This window comes from Maribacter aestuarii, from assembly GCF_027474845.2.
Classification (GTDB): Bacteria; Bacteroidota; Bacteroidia; order Flavobacteriales; family Flavobacteriaceae; genus Maribacter; species Maribacter aestuarii.
In genome coordinates this window covers 2,902,567-2,918,568 of record NZ_CP107031.2, presented here as the reverse complement: position 1 = coordinate 2,918,568, position 16,002 = coordinate 2,902,567, and the positions used below count along the sequence as shown (strand labels likewise).

The 16,002-nt window shown below is 38.9% G+C and carries 16 protein-coding genes and 1 pseudogene; 3 read left to right on the top strand and 14 right to left on the bottom strand.

The window, feature by feature from the left end; genetic code table 11:
* Positions 1–12 precede the first annotated feature (12 nt).
* The gene (locus N8A89_RS13295) at positions 13–549 is read right to left on the bottom strand and encodes a YfiT family bacillithiol transferase (RefSeq protein WP_281542680.1); all 537 of its coding nucleotides are present in this window, start codon (positions 547–549) and stop codon (positions 13–15) included.
* Positions 550–682: 133 nt separating this feature from the next.
* On the opposite strand from N8A89_RS13295, the gene N8A89_RS13290 reads away from it, so the two are divergent.
* Positions 683–1,321, top strand: coding sequence for a peroxiredoxin (locus tag N8A89_RS13290; RefSeq protein ID WP_281542679.1), 639 nt, complete (start codon positions 683–685; stop codon positions 1,319–1,321).
* Positions 1,322–1,451: 130 nt separating this feature from the next.
* Positions 1,452–1,646, top strand: coding sequence for a cold-shock protein (locus tag N8A89_RS13285; RefSeq protein ID WP_013304911.1), 195 nt, complete (start codon positions 1,452–1,454; stop codon positions 1,644–1,646).
* A gap of 499 nt (positions 1,647–2,145) precedes the next feature.
* Here N8A89_RS13285 and N8A89_RS13280 read toward each other — a convergent pair whose 3' ends face one another.
* From N8A89_RS13280 to N8A89_RS13270, 3 genes and pseudogenes are all read right to left on the bottom strand, one after another.
* Entirely contained in the window at positions 2,146–3,078 is a 933-nt protein-coding gene (locus tag N8A89_RS13280) for a peptidylprolyl isomerase (protein ID WP_281542678.1), read from the bottom strand.
* A 105-nt stretch (positions 3,079–3,183) separates the two neighbouring features.
* Positions 3,184–4,587 carry a M20/M25/M40 family metallo-hydrolase gene (locus tag N8A89_RS13275; RefSeq protein ID WP_289645563.1) on the bottom strand — a complete coding sequence of 468 codons (1,404 nt, stop codon included), beginning with the start codon at positions 4,585–4,587 and terminating at the stop codon, positions 3,184–3,186.
* Positions 4,559–5,446: pseudogene (locus N8A89_RS13270) on the bottom strand (PPK2 family polyphosphate kinase). The gene N8A89_RS13275 and the pseudogene N8A89_RS13270 overlap by 29 nt, the downstream one beginning before the upstream one ends.
* A gap of 193 nt (positions 5,447–5,639) precedes the next feature.
* On the opposite strand from N8A89_RS13270, the gene N8A89_RS13265 reads away from it, so the two are divergent.
* On the top strand, positions 5,640–6,338 hold the full coding sequence (locus tag N8A89_RS13265) for a hypothetical protein (RefSeq protein WP_281542677.1): 699 nt from the start codon (positions 5,640–5,642) through the stop codon (positions 6,336–6,338).
* On the opposite strand, the gene N8A89_RS13260 is transcribed toward N8A89_RS13265, so the two are convergent.
* From N8A89_RS13260 to N8A89_RS13215, 10 genes are all read right to left on the bottom strand, one after another.
* Entirely contained in the window at positions 6,339–7,502 is a 1,164-nt protein-coding gene (locus N8A89_RS13260) for a sigma-54-dependent transcriptional regulator (RefSeq protein WP_281542676.1), read from the bottom strand. It abuts the gene before it with no gap.
* A gap of 10 nt (positions 7,503–7,512) precedes the next feature.
* Entirely contained in the window at positions 7,513–8,331 is an 819-nt protein-coding gene (locus tag N8A89_RS13255; RefSeq protein ID WP_281542675.1) for a DUF6268 family outer membrane beta-barrel protein, read from the bottom strand.
* Between the two features lie 44 nt (positions 8,332–8,375).
* Entirely contained in the window at positions 8,376–9,320 is a 945-nt protein-coding gene (locus tag N8A89_RS13250) for a mechanosensitive ion channel family protein (RefSeq protein WP_281542674.1), read from the bottom strand.
* 9 nt (positions 9,321–9,329) lie between these two features.
* Positions 9,330–10,664 (bottom strand): ABC transporter permease, encoded by a 1,335-nt coding sequence (locus N8A89_RS13245; protein ID WP_281542673.1) that lies wholly within the window; start codon positions 10,662–10,664, stop codon positions 9,330–9,332.
* On the bottom strand, positions 10,657–11,592 hold the full coding sequence (locus N8A89_RS13240) for an ABC transporter ATP-binding protein (RefSeq protein WP_281542672.1): 936 nt from the start codon (positions 11,590–11,592) through the stop codon (positions 10,657–10,659). Before N8A89_RS13240 ends, N8A89_RS13245 begins: the two co-directional genes overlap by 8 nt.
* Before the next feature lie 270 nt (positions 11,593–11,862).
* Positions 11,863–12,984 (bottom strand): molecular chaperone DnaJ, encoded by a 1,122-nt coding sequence (dnaJ, locus tag N8A89_RS13235; RefSeq protein ID WP_281542671.1) that lies wholly within the window; start codon positions 12,982–12,984, stop codon positions 11,863–11,865.
* Positions 12,985–12,993: 9 nt separating this feature from the next.
* Positions 12,994–13,554 (bottom strand): nucleotide exchange factor GrpE, encoded by a 561-nt coding sequence (locus N8A89_RS13230; protein WP_281542670.1) that lies wholly within the window; start codon positions 13,552–13,554, stop codon positions 12,994–12,996.
* Positions 13,555–13,691: 137 nt separating this feature from the next.
* Entirely contained in the window at positions 13,692–14,654 is a 963-nt protein-coding gene (locus tag N8A89_RS13225; RefSeq protein WP_281542669.1) for a TIGR01777 family oxidoreductase, read from the bottom strand.
* 125 nt (positions 14,655–14,779) lie between these two features.
* The gene (gene mnmC2 / locus N8A89_RS13220) at positions 14,780–15,442 is read right to left on the bottom strand and encodes a tRNA (5-methylaminomethyl-2-thiouridine)(34)-methyltransferase MnmC2 (protein ID WP_281542668.1); all 663 of its coding nucleotides are present in this window, start codon (positions 15,440–15,442) and stop codon (positions 14,780–14,782) included.
* 1 nt (position 15,443) lies between these two features.
* Complete coding sequence (locus N8A89_RS13215; RefSeq protein ID WP_281542667.1) at positions 15,444–15,944, bottom strand: DUF4920 domain-containing protein; 501 nt, start codon at positions 15,942–15,944, stop codon at positions 15,444–15,446.
* Positions 15,945–16,002 lie beyond the last annotated feature (58 nt).

The window sequence follows — 16,002 nt, the reverse complement described above, 5'->3', positions numbered from 1 at the left end:
TAAGATTTTAATCTACCACCCCATCCGTTTGGCCAAATTTTTAATATGTGCATAGTGATGATTACTGTGCCAAGCATATTTTCCAATATTTTCAGCAACGGTTACTTTTACTTTTCCTTCTGGATGAATGTAGAAAGACTTCATGTTTTCAGGAGAAAGTCCTTTTAGCAGATAGACCAACTTGGCATGTAGTGCTTTTATGTGATCCAAGGATAGTTGAATCGGGGCCGTGCGGGCATCAAAAAGATTACTCCAATCCTTTTCCTCATAGGCCTTAATTAGCGGCTGCTCCTCCGTGAGCGCCCATTTAAACCGCGTATAGCTGTGATGGTGGCTGTCCGCAATATGATGCACAACTTGCCTAACTGTCCATCCCCCAGGTCTGTAAGGTGTTTCCAGGTGCTCCACTGAAAAATGTTGTACAAGGTTTTCCAATCGCTTTGGTAATGTCTCCAAGGTTTCTATCCAATCCGAAATATGCGTTTGCGAGATATTTTCGGGACACTCGAAATGCCCAATGGGATATCTTAAATCATCCAAATTTTCCATATCCTAAAAATACTAAACTTTAATACAGTTTTAACCTTAAAAATATGGCTATAAAAATTGTAACCTACTAATTTTATAGGATAAACAAATTATCAATCTATCTGCCTTTCCGCAGATATAAAAAAATAAAAGAATGGCAACAATACGACTGGGCGACAAAGCCCCTGATTTTACTGCGGATAGCTCTATGGGAACTATCAATTTGTATGACTATTTAGGAGACAAATGGGGAATCCTCTTTTCACATCCCGCGGATTTCACTCCTGTCTGCACCACCGAACTTGGGACGGCGGCCAAATTTAAAGAAGAGTTTGATAAACGTAATGTAAAGATGTTGGCACTTAGTGTAGATGGTGCTGCTTCCCATGCCAAGTGGATCAAAGACATTAATGAAGTTCAGAATACTACCGTAAACTTTCCTATAATCGCGGACGAGGATAAAAAGGTATCCCGTCTTTATGATATGATACACCCCAATGCGGATGACAATCTTACGGTACGTTCCGTTTTTATAATTGCACCGGACAAGACCGTAAAACTTATGTTAACCTATCCTGCTTCCACTGGAAGGAATTTTTATGAACTGTTGCGGGTCGTAGATTCCTTACAACTTACTGCCTATCATAAAGTAGCAACTCCTGCAAATTGGGAAAATGGTCAGGATGTTGTTGTAAGTCCTTCAATTTCCACAGATGATGCAAAAGAAATGTTCAAAAAAGGAGTAACGGAAATTAAACCCTATTTAAGAATGACTCCAGATCCTGTATCCTAAATTTGAAAGAATTAAAACCAGTGAAGCTATAGTATATAATGTTTAACGTTAAGATAACTTACTAAAAATCTAACATTTAAAAAATTAAATACTATCTTCGCGCTTTAATTAATATATAATTTTTTCTATTATGAGTAAAGGAACAGTAAAATTCTTCAATGATTCCAAAGGATATGGTTTCATCACTGAAGATGGTTCAAACGAAGATCATTTTGTACACATTTCTGGCTTAATCGATGAAGTTCGAGAAGGTGATGTTGTGGAATTTGAACTACAACAAGGTAAAAAAGGATTAAACGCCGTTAATGTGAAAGTTGTTGACTAGGTAACGATTTAACTTTTTTATAGTACAAAACCCGAACAATAGTTCGGGTTTTTTTATACTAGCATCTTGCTTCGTAAATCGATTTTTTTAATCAATCATTTTGTTTAAGATTTTACGCAACCATTTTACTTATTTGTATCTTATAGTTAAACAAATTTCTGTTTCCCCATAACCTGACTAAAATTAGCCTAATGACCACTTTCTTAACCATACTTTTTCTCTTGATTTTTGTAAATATTGCCATGCTATTGGGAAGCATCAGCAGCGTAAAAAAATAAATTGAATTGCTTCTGGAATTTTAGTAGGGTTTAGCGCCGCTTGGTTGTTGTAGTATTATAATATAATAGCCATTTGCAATGAGACTTTTTCTCACTATTATCTGCGTATTAATCTTGGTAAATGTCCTAATGTTTTTATTTAGTTTGGCAAAAACCAAATAGCATAAAAAAACACCTTAATTAATAAAATCAAGGTGTTTAATAAAATATGAGTAGGAAATCTATCCGACTCCCATTAATTCAACATCAAAAATAAGGGTGGCATCGGGAGGTATTACGCCTCCAGCCCCGGCGCTTCCGTACGCCAAGTCGCTAGGTATAACAAAACGCGCTTTGTCGCCTACCTTTAACATTCCAATGCCTTCATCCCATCCAGGAATGACCTGCCCTACTCCCAGCTGAAAATCGATGGGCGCCTTTCTTTTATAGGAAGAGTCAAAAACCTGTCCGTCCAATAATGAACCTTCGTAATGCACTGAAACTTTCTTTCCCTTTTCGGCTTTTGCACCATCTCCTTGCTGTATCATTTTATATCTAAGACCGGAATCCGTAACCTTAAACCCTGCGGCTACTTTATCCAATGCTGCCGCTTGCGCTGCCTTCGCAGCCGCCAAACGCTGCTCACCAGATGCAGCGAAGTCCTTAAAAGCTTTGAGCGCATCCCAACTCTTGGCCTCCTCACCTTCCCTAACTATTTCCAAAGAATCAATTTTATCGCCTTGTGCAATGGCATCCACCACCTCTTGTCCTGAGGCCACATGACCAAAAACCGTATGTTTATTATCCAACCACGGCGTGGGTGTATGGGTAATGAAAAATTGGCTCCCATTAGTACCGGGACCAGAATTGGCCATGGAAAGTACACCAGGTTCATCATGCTTTAGGTCCGGATGGAACTCATCGTCAAACTTATAGCCCGCGTCGCCTGTACCTGTTCCTAATGGACAACCTCCTTGAATCATAAAATCAGGTATCACCCTATGAAATTCTAATCCGTCATAAAAAGGTTCTCCTTTGGACTTAGATGAATTCTCTTTGTCACCCTCCGCCAAAGCAACAAAGTTACCTACTGTTCCCGGGGTTTTATCATGGGTTAGTTTTACCAATATCTCCCCTTTTGTTGTATTGAATTTTGCGTAAATTCCTTCTTGCATGCTGCTAATTTTTAATGAAGCGCAAAGGTATGGAAATTAGTTAGAAATACTAAGTAGAAGTCCTCCCAACACTAGGTGGAGTAACCTTAGCTGCACAAAAACAAACTATTGAGTCCCTAAGGTTCCGTACTTATCAAAAAGATAAACCAAACCTGTCATGGCCGCAGCCCCAAGTTCCAATTCCCGTCTATTTACATGCTCAAAAGTATCGTTAGCAGCGTGGTGATAATCAAAATACCGCTGCGAATCCGGGCGTAAACCTGCCATCACAATACTTTCATTTTTTAAAGGACCGATATCGGCACCACTTCCTCCGCTAATGAACATATGCACTAAATAAGGCTCAAAGAGCTCTTGCCATGCCTTAACCCGTTCAAATTCAGCATCCGAGCTATCAAATGAAAAACCTCGTGGGGTAAATCCCCCAGAGTCGCTTTCAAGTGCAAATATGTGGTTTTCATTGTTCCTTTCAGCCTCTTCGGCATATTTATGTCCACCCCTAAGACCATTTTCCTCATTCATAAAAAGGACTACCCTAATGGTTCGTTTAGGCTTGTATCCAGTTTTCTTTAAAATCCTCAAAACCTCCATACTCTGAACGCAACCGGCCCCATCATCATGGGAACCATCACCCAAATCCCAAGAATCTAGATGTCCGCCTACTACAATATATTCTTCCGGATGTGTAGTTCCTTTTATTTCGCCGATTACGTTATAGGATTCCACATCGTCAAATTGCTTACAGTTTTGTTTGAAATAGAATTTGATTTCCGGGTTCAATTTTAGCGAAGTGCTTAACAAATCTGCCGCATTAGTACTTATGGCGGCGGCGGGTATCCATTCTTCCTTTGGTAAGTCCCCGTAACGCATGCCACCAGTATGTGGAAAATCGTCTAAACGCAAATTCATGGAACGCACAATTACGCCAAGAGCACCATATTTGGCTGCCTCGGTCGCGCCCTGTCCCCTTTGGTCTACCGCTCCCGAATAGGCGGAAAAAGTATTGATTAAAGTGGGATCCATTGGTCGGTTAAAAAAAACAATCTTTCCTTTGATGCCGGCTTCGCCTAAAACTGCTAAATCCTCAATTCCTTGCACCTCTATTACTCCAGCCTTAATCCCCTTTTGAGGTGTTGCTACCGATCCTCCCAGCGCGGTAAGGGGTACATTTGTGGTAACCCCCGGAGTGGTCTCAAAATAGGCAAACTCAGGTGTACCTCTAACCCATTTTGGCACCATTACGGGCTGCAACCATACACGGTCCAGACCCAGGGAATCCAATTGTAATTTGGTATAGTCCACCGCCTGTTGAGCCTGAATGGAACCGGATAAGCGCCCCCCAATTTGGTTTGAGAGATAATTTAACCAATCATAGGCCTTACCTTCCGATAGGGCCGCTTCATATATTTTTTGAAACTGCTGCTCATCGGCACTTTGGCCATAAACCAATGTAGTTAATAAGAGGGAGTAAATGAGGAGGTTAATTCTCTTTTTCAATTTGTAATTCATTTTCATAGGCTTCTAAATTAGCCATAATTTTATCGTCAAGACTGGGCTCCTTTATATCTTTATATTTTTTTAACGATTGAAGTAGAATTGTGGCCAAAATTAATCTTGCCGCCTTTTTTATTATCTGCGGGTATAACGAACCAAGGGGCGTAATCCTTGCTGGTATTTTGAATAGCTTCTTGATAGCAGGATTGGTATTTATCCCATAGCCTTCGTTCTTTAAGGTCACTAGGAGAAAATTTCCAATGCTTTCTCTTTAAAGCTAATCTTCTAAGAAGCCGTTGCCGTTGTTCCTCTTTGGATAGATTCAAAAAAACTTAAAAATGATGGTCCCGTTTTGAAATAGATGTCTTTCAAAATTGTTTATCTGTTCAAATCTTCTATCCCAAAATTTTTGGTCAATATCCTGGACCAAGTGTATCCCGGGAATTCTTTCTCCCAATATGTACTCTGGATGAACCCTGGTAACCAAAACGTTTTCATAATGCGTTCGGTTAAAAACACCAAATTTGCCTTTGCCGGGTAATACCAAATAGTGTCGCCAAAGATAATTATGATCTAATTCAAGCTCGGTAGGCACTTTAAAACTATGAACCTCTACCCCACTCACGTTGAAATCTTTAAAAACTTCACGTATGAGACTATCTTTTCCTGAGGTGTCCATACCTTGCAGACATATCAGCACACTGTATTTATTGTGAGCATAAAGCATATCCTGAAAATCTCCCAATTCTTTTCTCGTTCTTCGTAATTCTTGCTTTAGGTCTTTATCCGATTTTCCAAAATCCTCATATGTCGAAACCTTTGTGATATCAAATGATTCCGAGGCTTTGTAGGTGGCTGATTGTATGTTCTCCATTTTAAAATATTTTATAAGTGATAGCGAAAAAGCCTATAAATTATGAAAAAAGGCAGTTCAACAGAAATATGCTACAATTTAGCGTATTAACGGAAAAGCGAGGTCTTCCAACGAATATTTAATCGGTGACATAGGTAAAACCCTACATTTATTCTTGTAAAGTCCCAAATTTTACAAAAAATCTCTTAATCTAATGAATAAGATCTACCCTTACATAGGTGTTATGGCACTTCTTTTATTTTCTTCATTCACTGACAATCTGGAATGTGAATATGCTGGTTCTAATATTGGATACGCAAAGTCCCTTACCGAAAAAGCTATTGAGGTTCATGACATTAACCAAGCCCGATACTACACTTATAAGGCTTTGAGTGCCATTGAAAAATCTAAGAACCAATTAACGGTCTGTGGATGTGTATACGCTAAAGATGGTATAGAAGAAAGTCTCATTAACCTAAAACTTGCCGCTAAAGCGACCACATTGAGCGACACGCATATTCTTCTGTCACGCTCACTTGAAAATACAGCCGGTAGTCTGGAAGCTTTAAATAAACATGACTTGCATGGGAGCAAATACGCTAGTGACGTTCTGGTGCTTAACACAAAAGATGCAGAGGAGAAGACGATTGCCTTGAGGGAATCAAATGCCATGACCCTGAACGAGCTAATCGATAAATCCTTGGAAAAGTACAGAGCTTCTTTGAACAAAGTTGTGGAGACGGTGGATTGTAAAGAAGCAAAAGCCTTTGCGCAGCGTATTTTTGATAATTGTGAACAACAATTGTTAAAGCAAAATCTCACTGAAGGTAAAAAGTATTACAACCTAAGGACCAAAGAAATAACGGCCGATGCACTTAAGCGTATCGGAGAATGTGAATCAAATAAAATATAGCTATTTACTGGCAAAAAGTTTTACATCATCTTCTGATACTTCTTTTCCGCCAAGGATAATAAGTCTTTCCACCACATTTCGCAATTCCCGAATATTTCCGGTCCAATCATAGGCCTTAAGCAATTCTATAGCCTTTTGAGAAAATTGTTTGGGAGCAATACCTTGTTCCTCCGTCACTTTCTTTGAAAAGTGATTAATCAATAAGGGAATATCATCACGTCTATCGTTCAAGGCTGGCACCTGAATCAATATCACAGCCAACCTATGGTATAAGTCCTCACGGAATTTACCCTCCTCTATTTCCTTTTTCAAGTCTTTATTTGTTGCGGCGATTACTCGTACATCTACCTTGATGTCCTTGTCCGTACCAACACGGGAAATTTTGCTTTCCTGTAGGGCCCTTAACACTTTTGCCTGAGCGGATAAACTCATGTCCCCTATTTCATCTAAAAAGATAGTTCCTTTATTGGCAGCCTCAAACTTACCAGCACGGTCTTTCACGGCTGATGTAAATGCCCCTTTTACATGTCCAAACAATTCGCTTTCAATTAGTTCGGACGGAATAGCGGCACAGTTCACCTCTATGAATGGCCCACTACTTCTTTGACTTTTCTCGTGAATCCAATGCGCCACAAGTTCCTTTCCTGTACCGTTGGAACCTGTTATGAGAACCCTGGCATCGGTAGGCGCCACCTTTTCGATCATATCTTGAATAGCCATAATTTCGCTACTCTCCCCAACCATTTCATAAGTTTTACTAACCTTCTTTTTTAATATTTTGTTCTCTACGACAAGCTCTTTCCGATCAAGAGCGTTACGCACAGTGGTTAGCAGACGGTTCAAATCTGGTGGCTTGGAAATATAATCAAAAGCCCCTAAGCGCATCGTATTTACTGCTGTGTCTAAATCTCCATGACCAGAAATCATAATGAATGGAATTTCCGGTTTTATCTTTCTAGCGGCTTCTAGGACTTCAACACCATCCATTTTTGGCATTTTTATATCACATAGCACCAAATCATAATCGTTATTCTTTATAGTCTCCAAACCTTTTAGACCATCCTCTGCCTCTTCCAAGGCATAGGCCTCGTTTTCCTCAGAAAGAATTTTAACCAATACCCTTCTAATTGCCGCTTCATCCTCAATTACCAAAATCTTTGACATATGCCTATTTTTAAAGTCCAATTCTAAACCCCGTCCTAAAATAAAGACTAGGATCTTCATTCAATGTAAAAATATCATTTCTATCCTCATCCCTTAACACTCCGACCTGAAAAATCGTATGACCAATAAAACCATAAATTGACATTACCTTGGTTATATTGTAGGAATAACCAAAAGTAACCAATGCAGCCGAAGATGATATTGACGAAGCAAAACCCGCATCCGGTAAAACGGTGCTGTTTTGAAGGTTAACAAAATACCCGTCCAATATAAATTCCGTTTGTATAATATTTTTTTCCTTGAAATGGTATTTCATTCCCGTTTTTGGCACACCTACAACGTAGGTCCAATTTGGATGAAATCGTTTTTCATAATAAACGATGGGTAATGGTACGCGCAATGCTACAGTAGAATTATAGGCAATACCTAAAACCAATCGCATAGGTTTATCAACATCCTGCTTGTCTTTAAACGCTCCAATAGTTGCATTAATAGAAAAATCCCCATTCTCTAAAGGGTTAGTGAGGGTGGATGCTAAGCGTGGAGTTAGCACTCCGACAAAACGCCAATCCCTATTGTACCTGTAAACATAGGCTAAATTTAAGTCAACAATGTGGAGATAATTAATTCCTTCTGCGCTAAGTGATATGTCGTCTCTTTGCAAATCATATGCCAAACGATTGTACTCACCGCCTACTACAAAATTACTTGAATCCTTGACCTTTAATGGAACGTTGGCAACCAGTTTTATTCGAGATAGTTTCGCGCCAGAATCGTTTCTGGGCATAAGCATGTATTCTACCCGAAAGACATCAGGCGTTTGTGCCATAATTGGGAGAATAAAAAAAGAATTAAAAACTAAACAAGTAAGTACTAATCGTCCCCTAGTCCCCATTCCTTCTCCGAATTTTTGACATTGCTATGCTGAAATGGTCCTTGTTGAAAAATATGTACATCTCTTTGTGGGAAAGGAATAGTGACCTTATTGTTTCTAAATTCCGCATCAATCTTATACCTAATTTCACTTTTGACCCTTTGTACAGTGAAACTATCATTTACGAAGAAATTAATAGAAAATAAAAGTGCTGAATCTCCAAAATCCTCGAACATCACAAAAGGTTTGGGGCTTTTAAGAACCGCACGTTGATCGCTTACCACATCTTCCAATATTTTGGTCACCAGTTCCACGTTGCTACCATACGAAACACCTACCATTACAGTCTCCCTAGTGGTTTTATGGTTTTGCGTATAGTTATAAACAATATCGCTTATAAACTTATGGTTTGGTATAATAATTATCTTATCGTCCCTAGTGATTGCCCTAGTGGTTCTTAATTTAATTTCAAAGACCTTACCCACTCTACTATCAACCTCCACCACATCACCCACCCTAAGGGATTTATCAAGTATGATAAAAATTCCACCTATAATATCTTGGAAAAGCTCTTGTAACGCAAGACCTAATCCTACAAAGAGAGCCGCAGAAGCAGTAATAAGTATTGTAATATTAATTCCTGCCGCACTCATGGTGAACAGGATGACCACTATATAGACTACATACTTGATGAATTTGAAGATACTTACAAACTTCAATTTATCATCGGTTTCCATTTTTCTGGTGAAGAACTTTCGGATCCACTTTAAGAAGAAACTTGTTATTATGAATGCTGCGGTCAAGAGCAAAAGTAGACCAATAGTAATGTGAATGGACTTTTCGCCTTCCCCGTAATGGAAGCCTAAATCCAGAAATTCCTTGATATTGCCCCAAATATCATCTTCTATAATTTCCTTTATTTTTTCTGTTTGCTCTTGGACCATAAACAATACCTAATACTTAATCCACTTTAATAATTCCTTATAGCTTGGCTTTTTACCGTACATTAATATCCCTACCCTATAAATTTTTGAGGCCAACCAAACAATACCAATAAAGGTAGCTATTAAAAATAGAATTGACGCCGCCAATTGCCACACGGGGACCCCTCCATCACCAATGCCCCCTGGTAGCCGCATCATCATCACGATGGGGGATGTAAGTGGAAAAAGAGAAAAGCCAACGGCAATAGGACCATTGGGATTACTGAACACTGAAAAGAAACCCACATAGATTGCAAGCATTAGGGGTAGTATTATTGGAAAAATAAATTGTTGCGTATCGGTCTCATTATCTACCGCAGCGCCAATGGCCGCATATATGGAACTGTAGATAAAATAGCCTAGGATAAAATAAATCACAAAGAATACAAGCAGCATTACAATGGGGATTTCAAATAATTCCTGCGCATACAATTGGGTCGTCATATCCATGGATGGAATTGCTCCTGGAACACCGGAACCCATAGTTGCCGCGCTTCCGTTTGAAAGTACTGACGGATCTATATCAAAAATGGCCAAGGCAACGAACAATAAAATTGTACCACAGATAATCCAGATCAAAAACTGAGTAATGCCTGCTAAAGCAGTACCCACAATCTTTCCAAGCATTAATTGAAAAGGTTTTACCGAAGAAATAATCACTTCAATAATTCGGCTTGTTTTTTCCTCGATAACGCTGCGCATCACAAAACCACCGTAGATGATAATGAACATCATAATTAAATACCCGAACCCACCACCAATAATAGCCTTTATCTCATTTATTCCTTTTAGGTTTTCGTCCCCGTCAAACGTAGAAATATTTAATTGATATTCGCTATCCATTTCGGCATAGTCGGCAGCCGAAATACCCAGTTCCCGAAGACGCTCTTCCCGTAAACGTTCCTTAAATATGCGTTCTAGCCTTTCTAAAATAGACATGCTTGGCGCATCCTTACTGTATAAGAACGCTCTTTGCGTCACTTTTTCCAAACTGTCTTCATCGGGAATATAGACAAGTCCATAGTAGCCCATTTGTAAGGTAGAATCCTTAGCTTCTTCCAACGTCAAATCTTTGTATTTTACGAAGGATGTGGTTTCTGAAGATAGAAATTCATTGGAAAAGAAATTGCTCTCGTTCAAAACAGCGATTATCCTTTTTTCGTTATCGTTGAGATTGGTTAAGTAAGCAATAAGTACAATCATCCCAACCATCAATAGCGGGCTCAAAAACGTCATTACAACGAAGGATTTATTACGCACTTTTGCTAAATATTCCCTTCTGATAATTAGAAGTAGCTTATTCATGTAGAACGCCTTTGCTTTGTACAGTTCTGATAAAAATTTCGTTAGCTGAAGGTACGGTCTCCGTAAAACTGCTAACCATTGACCTAGAGCTCAAATAGCCAAGCAACGAGCTGGAATCACTAGACCCTAGTTGTATGGAAAAATTCAATCGTTTTTCTACTTGATCGTAATCAGAGGATAAAATCTGAAATTTTTCCTTTAGTTCAATTATTAAATCAATGCTTTTTGGTTCCAAGATTACATCATAGATGTTATTCTTATATGCCTTTTTTATTTTCGACAGCTTGCCATCCAAGATTTTTTCCGATTGATGAATCAAGGCAATATATTCACAAAGTTCCTCTACCGACTCCATGCGATGTGTTGAAAAGATAATAGAAGTCCCGCTATCTTTCAGTTTTAGGATTTCATCCTTGATTATATTAGCGTTAATGGGGTCGAATCCACTAAAAGGTTCATCAAAAATGAGCAATTTGGGCTCGTGCAGGACAGTAACGATAAACTGGATTTTTTGAGCCATTCCTTTGGAAAGTTCCTGTATTTTTTTGTTCCACCAATCTCCAATATCCAGTCGCTCAAACCAGTACTTCAATTTAGCTTTGGCGTCTTGTTTAGAAAGCCCCTTTAGTTGCGCCAAATAAAGTGCTTGCTCACCCACCTTCATACTTTTGTACAAACCCCGTTCTTCAGGAAGGTAACCTATTTGAGCAATGTGGTGTGGTTTTAACGGTTCACCATCAAAAAAGACTTTACCCTGGTCTGGGTAAGTAATTTGATTTATAATACGGATTAAGGTAGTTTTACCGGCACCGTTAGGTCCCAAAAGGCCGTAAATACTGTTTTTGGGAATTTCTAGAGAAACATTCTTTAATGCAGTATGGTTTCCAAATTGTTTGGTGACCTGTTGAGTTACCAAAATATTATTCATGCACACAATTTATCCAAAGATATTGAATTGTTTTAAAAGGTTTTTTCAAATCAATTTTTATTAATCAACCATAGCGACTATGGAATTTAGGACGTAGACAAACTTGTTAAAATATTTATGCATGATCATAAGGAATAGTCCTAAAAACAAAACCCACCCTTAAAAGAATTAAGGATGGGAAAAAAATTGCTATGAAAAAGAAAATTAATATTGGTCTCCCAATATTAAATCAAATATACGTTTTTTATTTAAAAACCAAAGGTTTTCAAATTAAGAGAACATATCTTTTACTTTTTCAAAAAATGACTTGTCCGATTTTTCCGGTTTAGGTTCAAAGTTATCGTTGCCCTGCATGCGCTCAAAAAAGTCCCTTTGCTCCTTGTTCAATTCTTTTGGTGTCCATACATTAACGTGAACTAAAAGATCACCAGCACCGTAACCGTTTAAGCTAGATATACCTTTTCCTCTTAACCGTAAGATTTTACCCGATTGGATACCTGGTTCCAATTTAATCCTGACTTTACCGCCTACAGCGTCTATCTCCTTAGAGGTACCCAGAACCGCCTCGGAAATACTAACATACAGGTCGTAATGCAGGTTATCCCCTTCTCTTTTAAGGGTTTTATGTTCTTCCGTTTCAATGGCCACTAACAAATCACCGGGAACACCATTGCCCGGGGCGTCGTTTCCTTTTCCAGGAACCTTAAGTTGCATTCCTTCTTCCACTCCGGCAGGAATATTTATAGAAACGGTTTCCTCCGTAATACGTAATCCTTGTGCATCAGCATCGCTGGGTTTTCCGTCCAATATCTGGCCACTTCCGCCACACGTGCTACAGGTAGCCGCCGTCTGCATTCTTCCAAGAATCGTATTTTGTACTTTAGTGACCTGGCCACGACCGTTACAGGTGGTACACGTTTTATAAGTAACACCTTCTGCCTGTAATTTTCGCTTAACTTTTACTTTTTTCTCTACACCGTTAGCAATTTCCTCCAAGGTTAATTTTACGCGTATCCTAAGGTTACTGCCCTTAACGCGTCTTTGACCACCACCGCCAAATCCGCTGAAACCACCAAAACCTCCTCCGCCAAAGGCGCTACCGAAAATATCTCCGAATTGACTAAAGATATCCTCCATGTTCATACCGCCACCGCCAAATCCGCCACCACCTTCAAACGCTGCGTGTCCAAATTGGTCATAACGGGCTTTTTTATCGGAGTTGCTCAATACTTCGTAAGCTTCTGCAGCTTTTCTGAATTGCTCCTCCGCTTTGGTATCCCCTGGGTTTTTATCCGGATGAAATTCCAATGCCTTTTTTCTGTAGGCTTTTTTTATTTCTGCGGCGGATGCATTCTTGCCAACACCCAGTATATCATAATAATCTTCCTTCATACTCCTTTATTAGTTGCCCACGACTACTTTAGGGTGACGAATAATTCTATCGCCTAGTTTATAACCTTTTTCAACCACGTCTATAACCTTACCTTTCATCTTTTTATTTGGTGCAGGAATTTGTGTTATAGCTTCATGGATTTCAGCATCAAAAGTATCGCCAGGCTCAACCTCTAAATCTTGGAGACCCTTGGATTTTAAAGTTTCCTTTAATTTTCCGTTGATGAGTTGAACCCCCTTAAACATTTCCTTGTCATCAGACTTTGAAAGCTCTTTAAGCGCTCGTTCAAAGTCGTCCAAGACCGGCAGAAGGGATACAATAACCTCTTGTCCCGCTGTTTTGAACAAATCCATCCGTTCCTTGGACGTACGTCTCTTATAATTTTCAAATTCCGCAAAAAGCCTTAAAAACTTATCTTTTTCTTTTGCCAATCCCTCCCTTAGTGAATCCTCTTCGCTCATTTCCTGGTCATCCGATACGGTCTCTTGTACGTTTTCTTCATTCTCAGAAGTTTCCTCTTGTGAGATTACTTCTTCATCCATTTCTTCGTCTTTATTTTTATTACTCATATACTATATCTTTTAATGGCTGATTTTGAGGTGGCAAAAGTACTGCCAATTCTTCAAAAATGTCAAAATGTCACAAAAGATTATAAAAAAATCCGCGTATTGCGGATTTTATTCTAATACTCAAATACCAGTATTAATTATGAAATATATTCCTTGTTCAAATCTGAAGCTATTCTCTCATTATCCTCTGCCTTATTATAAATGGCCTCCAAAGCTCCGCATACGTTCTGAAATTTAAAAACGAATCCTTCTTCCTCTATTTTTTTACTACTTACTCTCTGACTAGCGAAAAGTATGTACGACATTTCCCCAAGTATGAGCTTCATCATAAATTCCGGAATGTTCGGTAGAAGTAGTGGACGATTCAGAACTTTAGCGATTTCCTTAACCAATTTATTGTTGGTCACAGGATTGGGTCCCACTCCATTGAAAATCCCATTTAAATTATTTTCAGCAACAAATAAGAAGATTCTAGCCAAGTCTGAAATATGTATCCACGACTGCCATTGTTCTCCACTACCAAAAGCGGCACCCACATAATTTTTGATGGGTTTTGCCATTTCCGGTAGCGCGCCCCCATCGCGGGACATTACCAAACCAATCCTAATTTTTGCGACATTGGGAAGCAATGGCTTAAAAGTATCCGCTTCTTTTTCCCAAAGTTCTACCACTTCTCCCAAAAAACTATCATCAATTCCTAAATCATCCTCCGAATAGTAATTGGTAGTTGAATCTGGATAAATACCAATTGCGGAAGCCGATATCATAGCTTCGATAGAATGATTAGGTAATTTATTGACAGCCTGATATAACGTTTGGAGTGAATTTATTCTGCTCTCAATGATTACCTTCTTATAACTACTCGTCCAACGCTTGGAAATACTGGCACCAGCCAAATTGATTATTACGGAAACACCATTAAAACAGTCGGTATCTATTTCCTTTTTATCCGGATTCCAATAAAAACCTTTGTAGTGTGGTTCTGAAACTATTTTTTCTTTACTGGTTGTGAGATAATTTACATCATAACCTTTTCGATGACAATGCGAGACCAACTCGCTACCAATTAATCCCGTTGCACCTGTTATCAAAACTTTCATAGGTCAAAGATATCAGTTTTATATATCGTTGGGTTGTGCTTTAATTTGGATTTAACAGAGTTGTCAAAAATTTAACAGGCCTTATTTTAAAGTAAACAGCGTAAGTTTTTAAAAAGGTGAACAAACTACACTTTATGTCCTCTTAACATCTCGCGTTTTCCCGGAGGGCCCGGTAGTCTTTCTACTTCAAAACCGACTTCTTGCATTGCCCTCCTGACACTACCTTTAGCGGCGTAAGTTACCAGATAACCCTTTGTTCGTAATGCTTCGTACATTTTCTTAAACATAGCTACCGTCCAAAGTTCTGGTTGCACCCTTGCACCAAAAGCATCAAAGTAAATGAGATCGAACATACGTGAAGAAGCGATTTTCTTAAAATCTTTTTTCTCTTTCTTAAGTCTGAAATTGTCACTGATAATTACTTCTTTCTCCCAAGTTGCATCGTGCATTAAATCAAACATATGACCCAAAGATTCAGCCTTAAGACTGGTAATGTAGTCTAGCTGTTGACGCTCAGTCCTGGAGATGGGATAAGCCTCTACACCTGTGTAGCCAATGTTCAGTTTTAGCCGTCCGGATTCCTTTAAGGTAATAAGCGCATTTAGACCTGTCCCGAAACCTATTTCCAGAATATCCAATTCAGTATCCTGGAATAATTCAAGTCCATTTTTAATAAATACGTGATAGGCTTCTTGTACGGCCCCGTGTTTGGAATGATATTGCTCCTCCCAATCTTTGATTTGGATAGTTTTGGAACCGTCTGCCGTAGTGATTATTTCGCGTTTCAACCTACTGTTTTACCAATACACCGTTAGCTTCAAAACCATAGGTCATCTTCGGTTTAGAGATGGCGTCGATTTGCTCCTTAGACATTCCCCCGTCCTCGGCGAAGTGTTTTTGGTCAGCAACGCTCATTTCTTCTACATAGGCAAAGCCTCCCACAATTACTTCCTTATCGTTAATATCAGTGGGCATAAAAAAGCCATAATCCTTAAAACGAACCATTGCTTCTTCCCCATTGGTCAACTCTAGTATCATCCAACAGCCTTTAACTTTACAGACTTCCTTAACTCTTGCCGTAAACTTGGTCTGTAAGGTATCTGTAGCTGCCATGCCTTGATACCGTTCCAAAACTTCATCAGTTGTCAGGATATTGTTAGAATCGATTTTATCACCGAACGATATTAACGGCTCATTTGCCGTTTTTAACTTGTTTTCAGATTGGTTGGTTTGTGCATTACAAGAAAAAACCACAGCTAAAATCACAAGAAAAATGTTAAAACCCTTCATATACTTTAAAAATTAAGTCTTAGAAGCAAAATTGGTCATTTTTGATTTAAAAAAGAAG

What these genes read in the sequence shown, in the direction of transcription:
- N8A89_RS13225 (WP_281542669.1), bottom strand. Translation starts at nt 14,654, where the DNA reads ATGAAAGTTTTGATAACAGGTGCAACGGGATTAATTGGTAGCGAGTTG.
- N8A89_RS13290 (WP_281542679.1), top strand. Translation starts at nt 683, where the DNA reads ATGGCAACAATACGACTGGGCGACAAAGCCCCTGATTTTACTGCGGAT.
- N8A89_RS13280 (WP_281542678.1), bottom strand. Translation starts at nt 3,078, where the DNA reads ATGCAAGAAGGAATTTACGCAAAATTCAATACAACAAAAGGGGAGATA.
- N8A89_RS13250 (WP_281542674.1), bottom strand. Translation starts at nt 9,320, where the DNA reads ATGGTCCAAGAGCAAACAGAAAAAATAAAGGAAATTATAGAAGATGAT.
- dnaJ (WP_281542671.1), bottom strand. Translation starts at nt 12,984, where the DNA reads ATGAAGGAAGATTATTATGATATACTGGGTGTTGGCAAGAATGCATCC.
- N8A89_RS13230 (WP_281542670.1), bottom strand. Translation starts at nt 13,554, where the DNA reads ATGAGTAATAAAAATAAAGACGAAGAAATGGATGAAGAAGTAATCTCA.
- N8A89_RS13265 (WP_281542677.1), top strand. Translation starts at nt 5,640, where the DNA reads ATGAATAAGATCTACCCTTACATAGGTGTTATGGCACTTCTTTTATTT.
- N8A89_RS13275 (WP_289645563.1), bottom strand. Translation starts at nt 4,587, where the DNA reads ATGAATTACAAATTGAAAAAGAGAATTAACCTCCTCATTTACTCCCTC.
- N8A89_RS13285 (WP_013304911.1), top strand. Translation starts at nt 1,452, where the DNA reads ATGAGTAAAGGAACAGTAAAATTCTTCAATGATTCCAAAGGATATGGT.
- N8A89_RS13255 (WP_281542675.1), bottom strand. Translation starts at nt 8,331, where the DNA reads ATGGCACAAACGCCTGATGTCTTTCGGGTAGAATACATGCTTATGCCC.
- N8A89_RS13295 (WP_281542680.1), bottom strand. Translation starts at nt 549, where the DNA reads ATGGAAAATTTGGATGATTTAAGATATCCCATTGGGCATTTCGAGTGT.
- N8A89_RS13245 (WP_281542673.1), bottom strand. Translation starts at nt 10,664, where the DNA reads ATGAATAAGCTACTTCTAATTATCAGAAGGGAATATTTAGCAAAAGTG.
- N8A89_RS13260 (WP_281542676.1), bottom strand. Translation starts at nt 7,502, where the DNA reads ATGTCAAAGATTTTGGTAATTGAGGATGAAGCGGCAATTAGAAGGGTA.
- N8A89_RS13240 (WP_281542672.1), bottom strand. Translation starts at nt 11,592, where the DNA reads ATGAATAATATTTTGGTAACTCAACAGGTCACCAAACAATTTGGAAAC.
- N8A89_RS13215 (WP_281542667.1), bottom strand. Translation starts at nt 15,944, where the DNA reads ATGAAGGGTTTTAACATTTTTCTTGTGATTTTAGCTGTGGTTTTTTCT.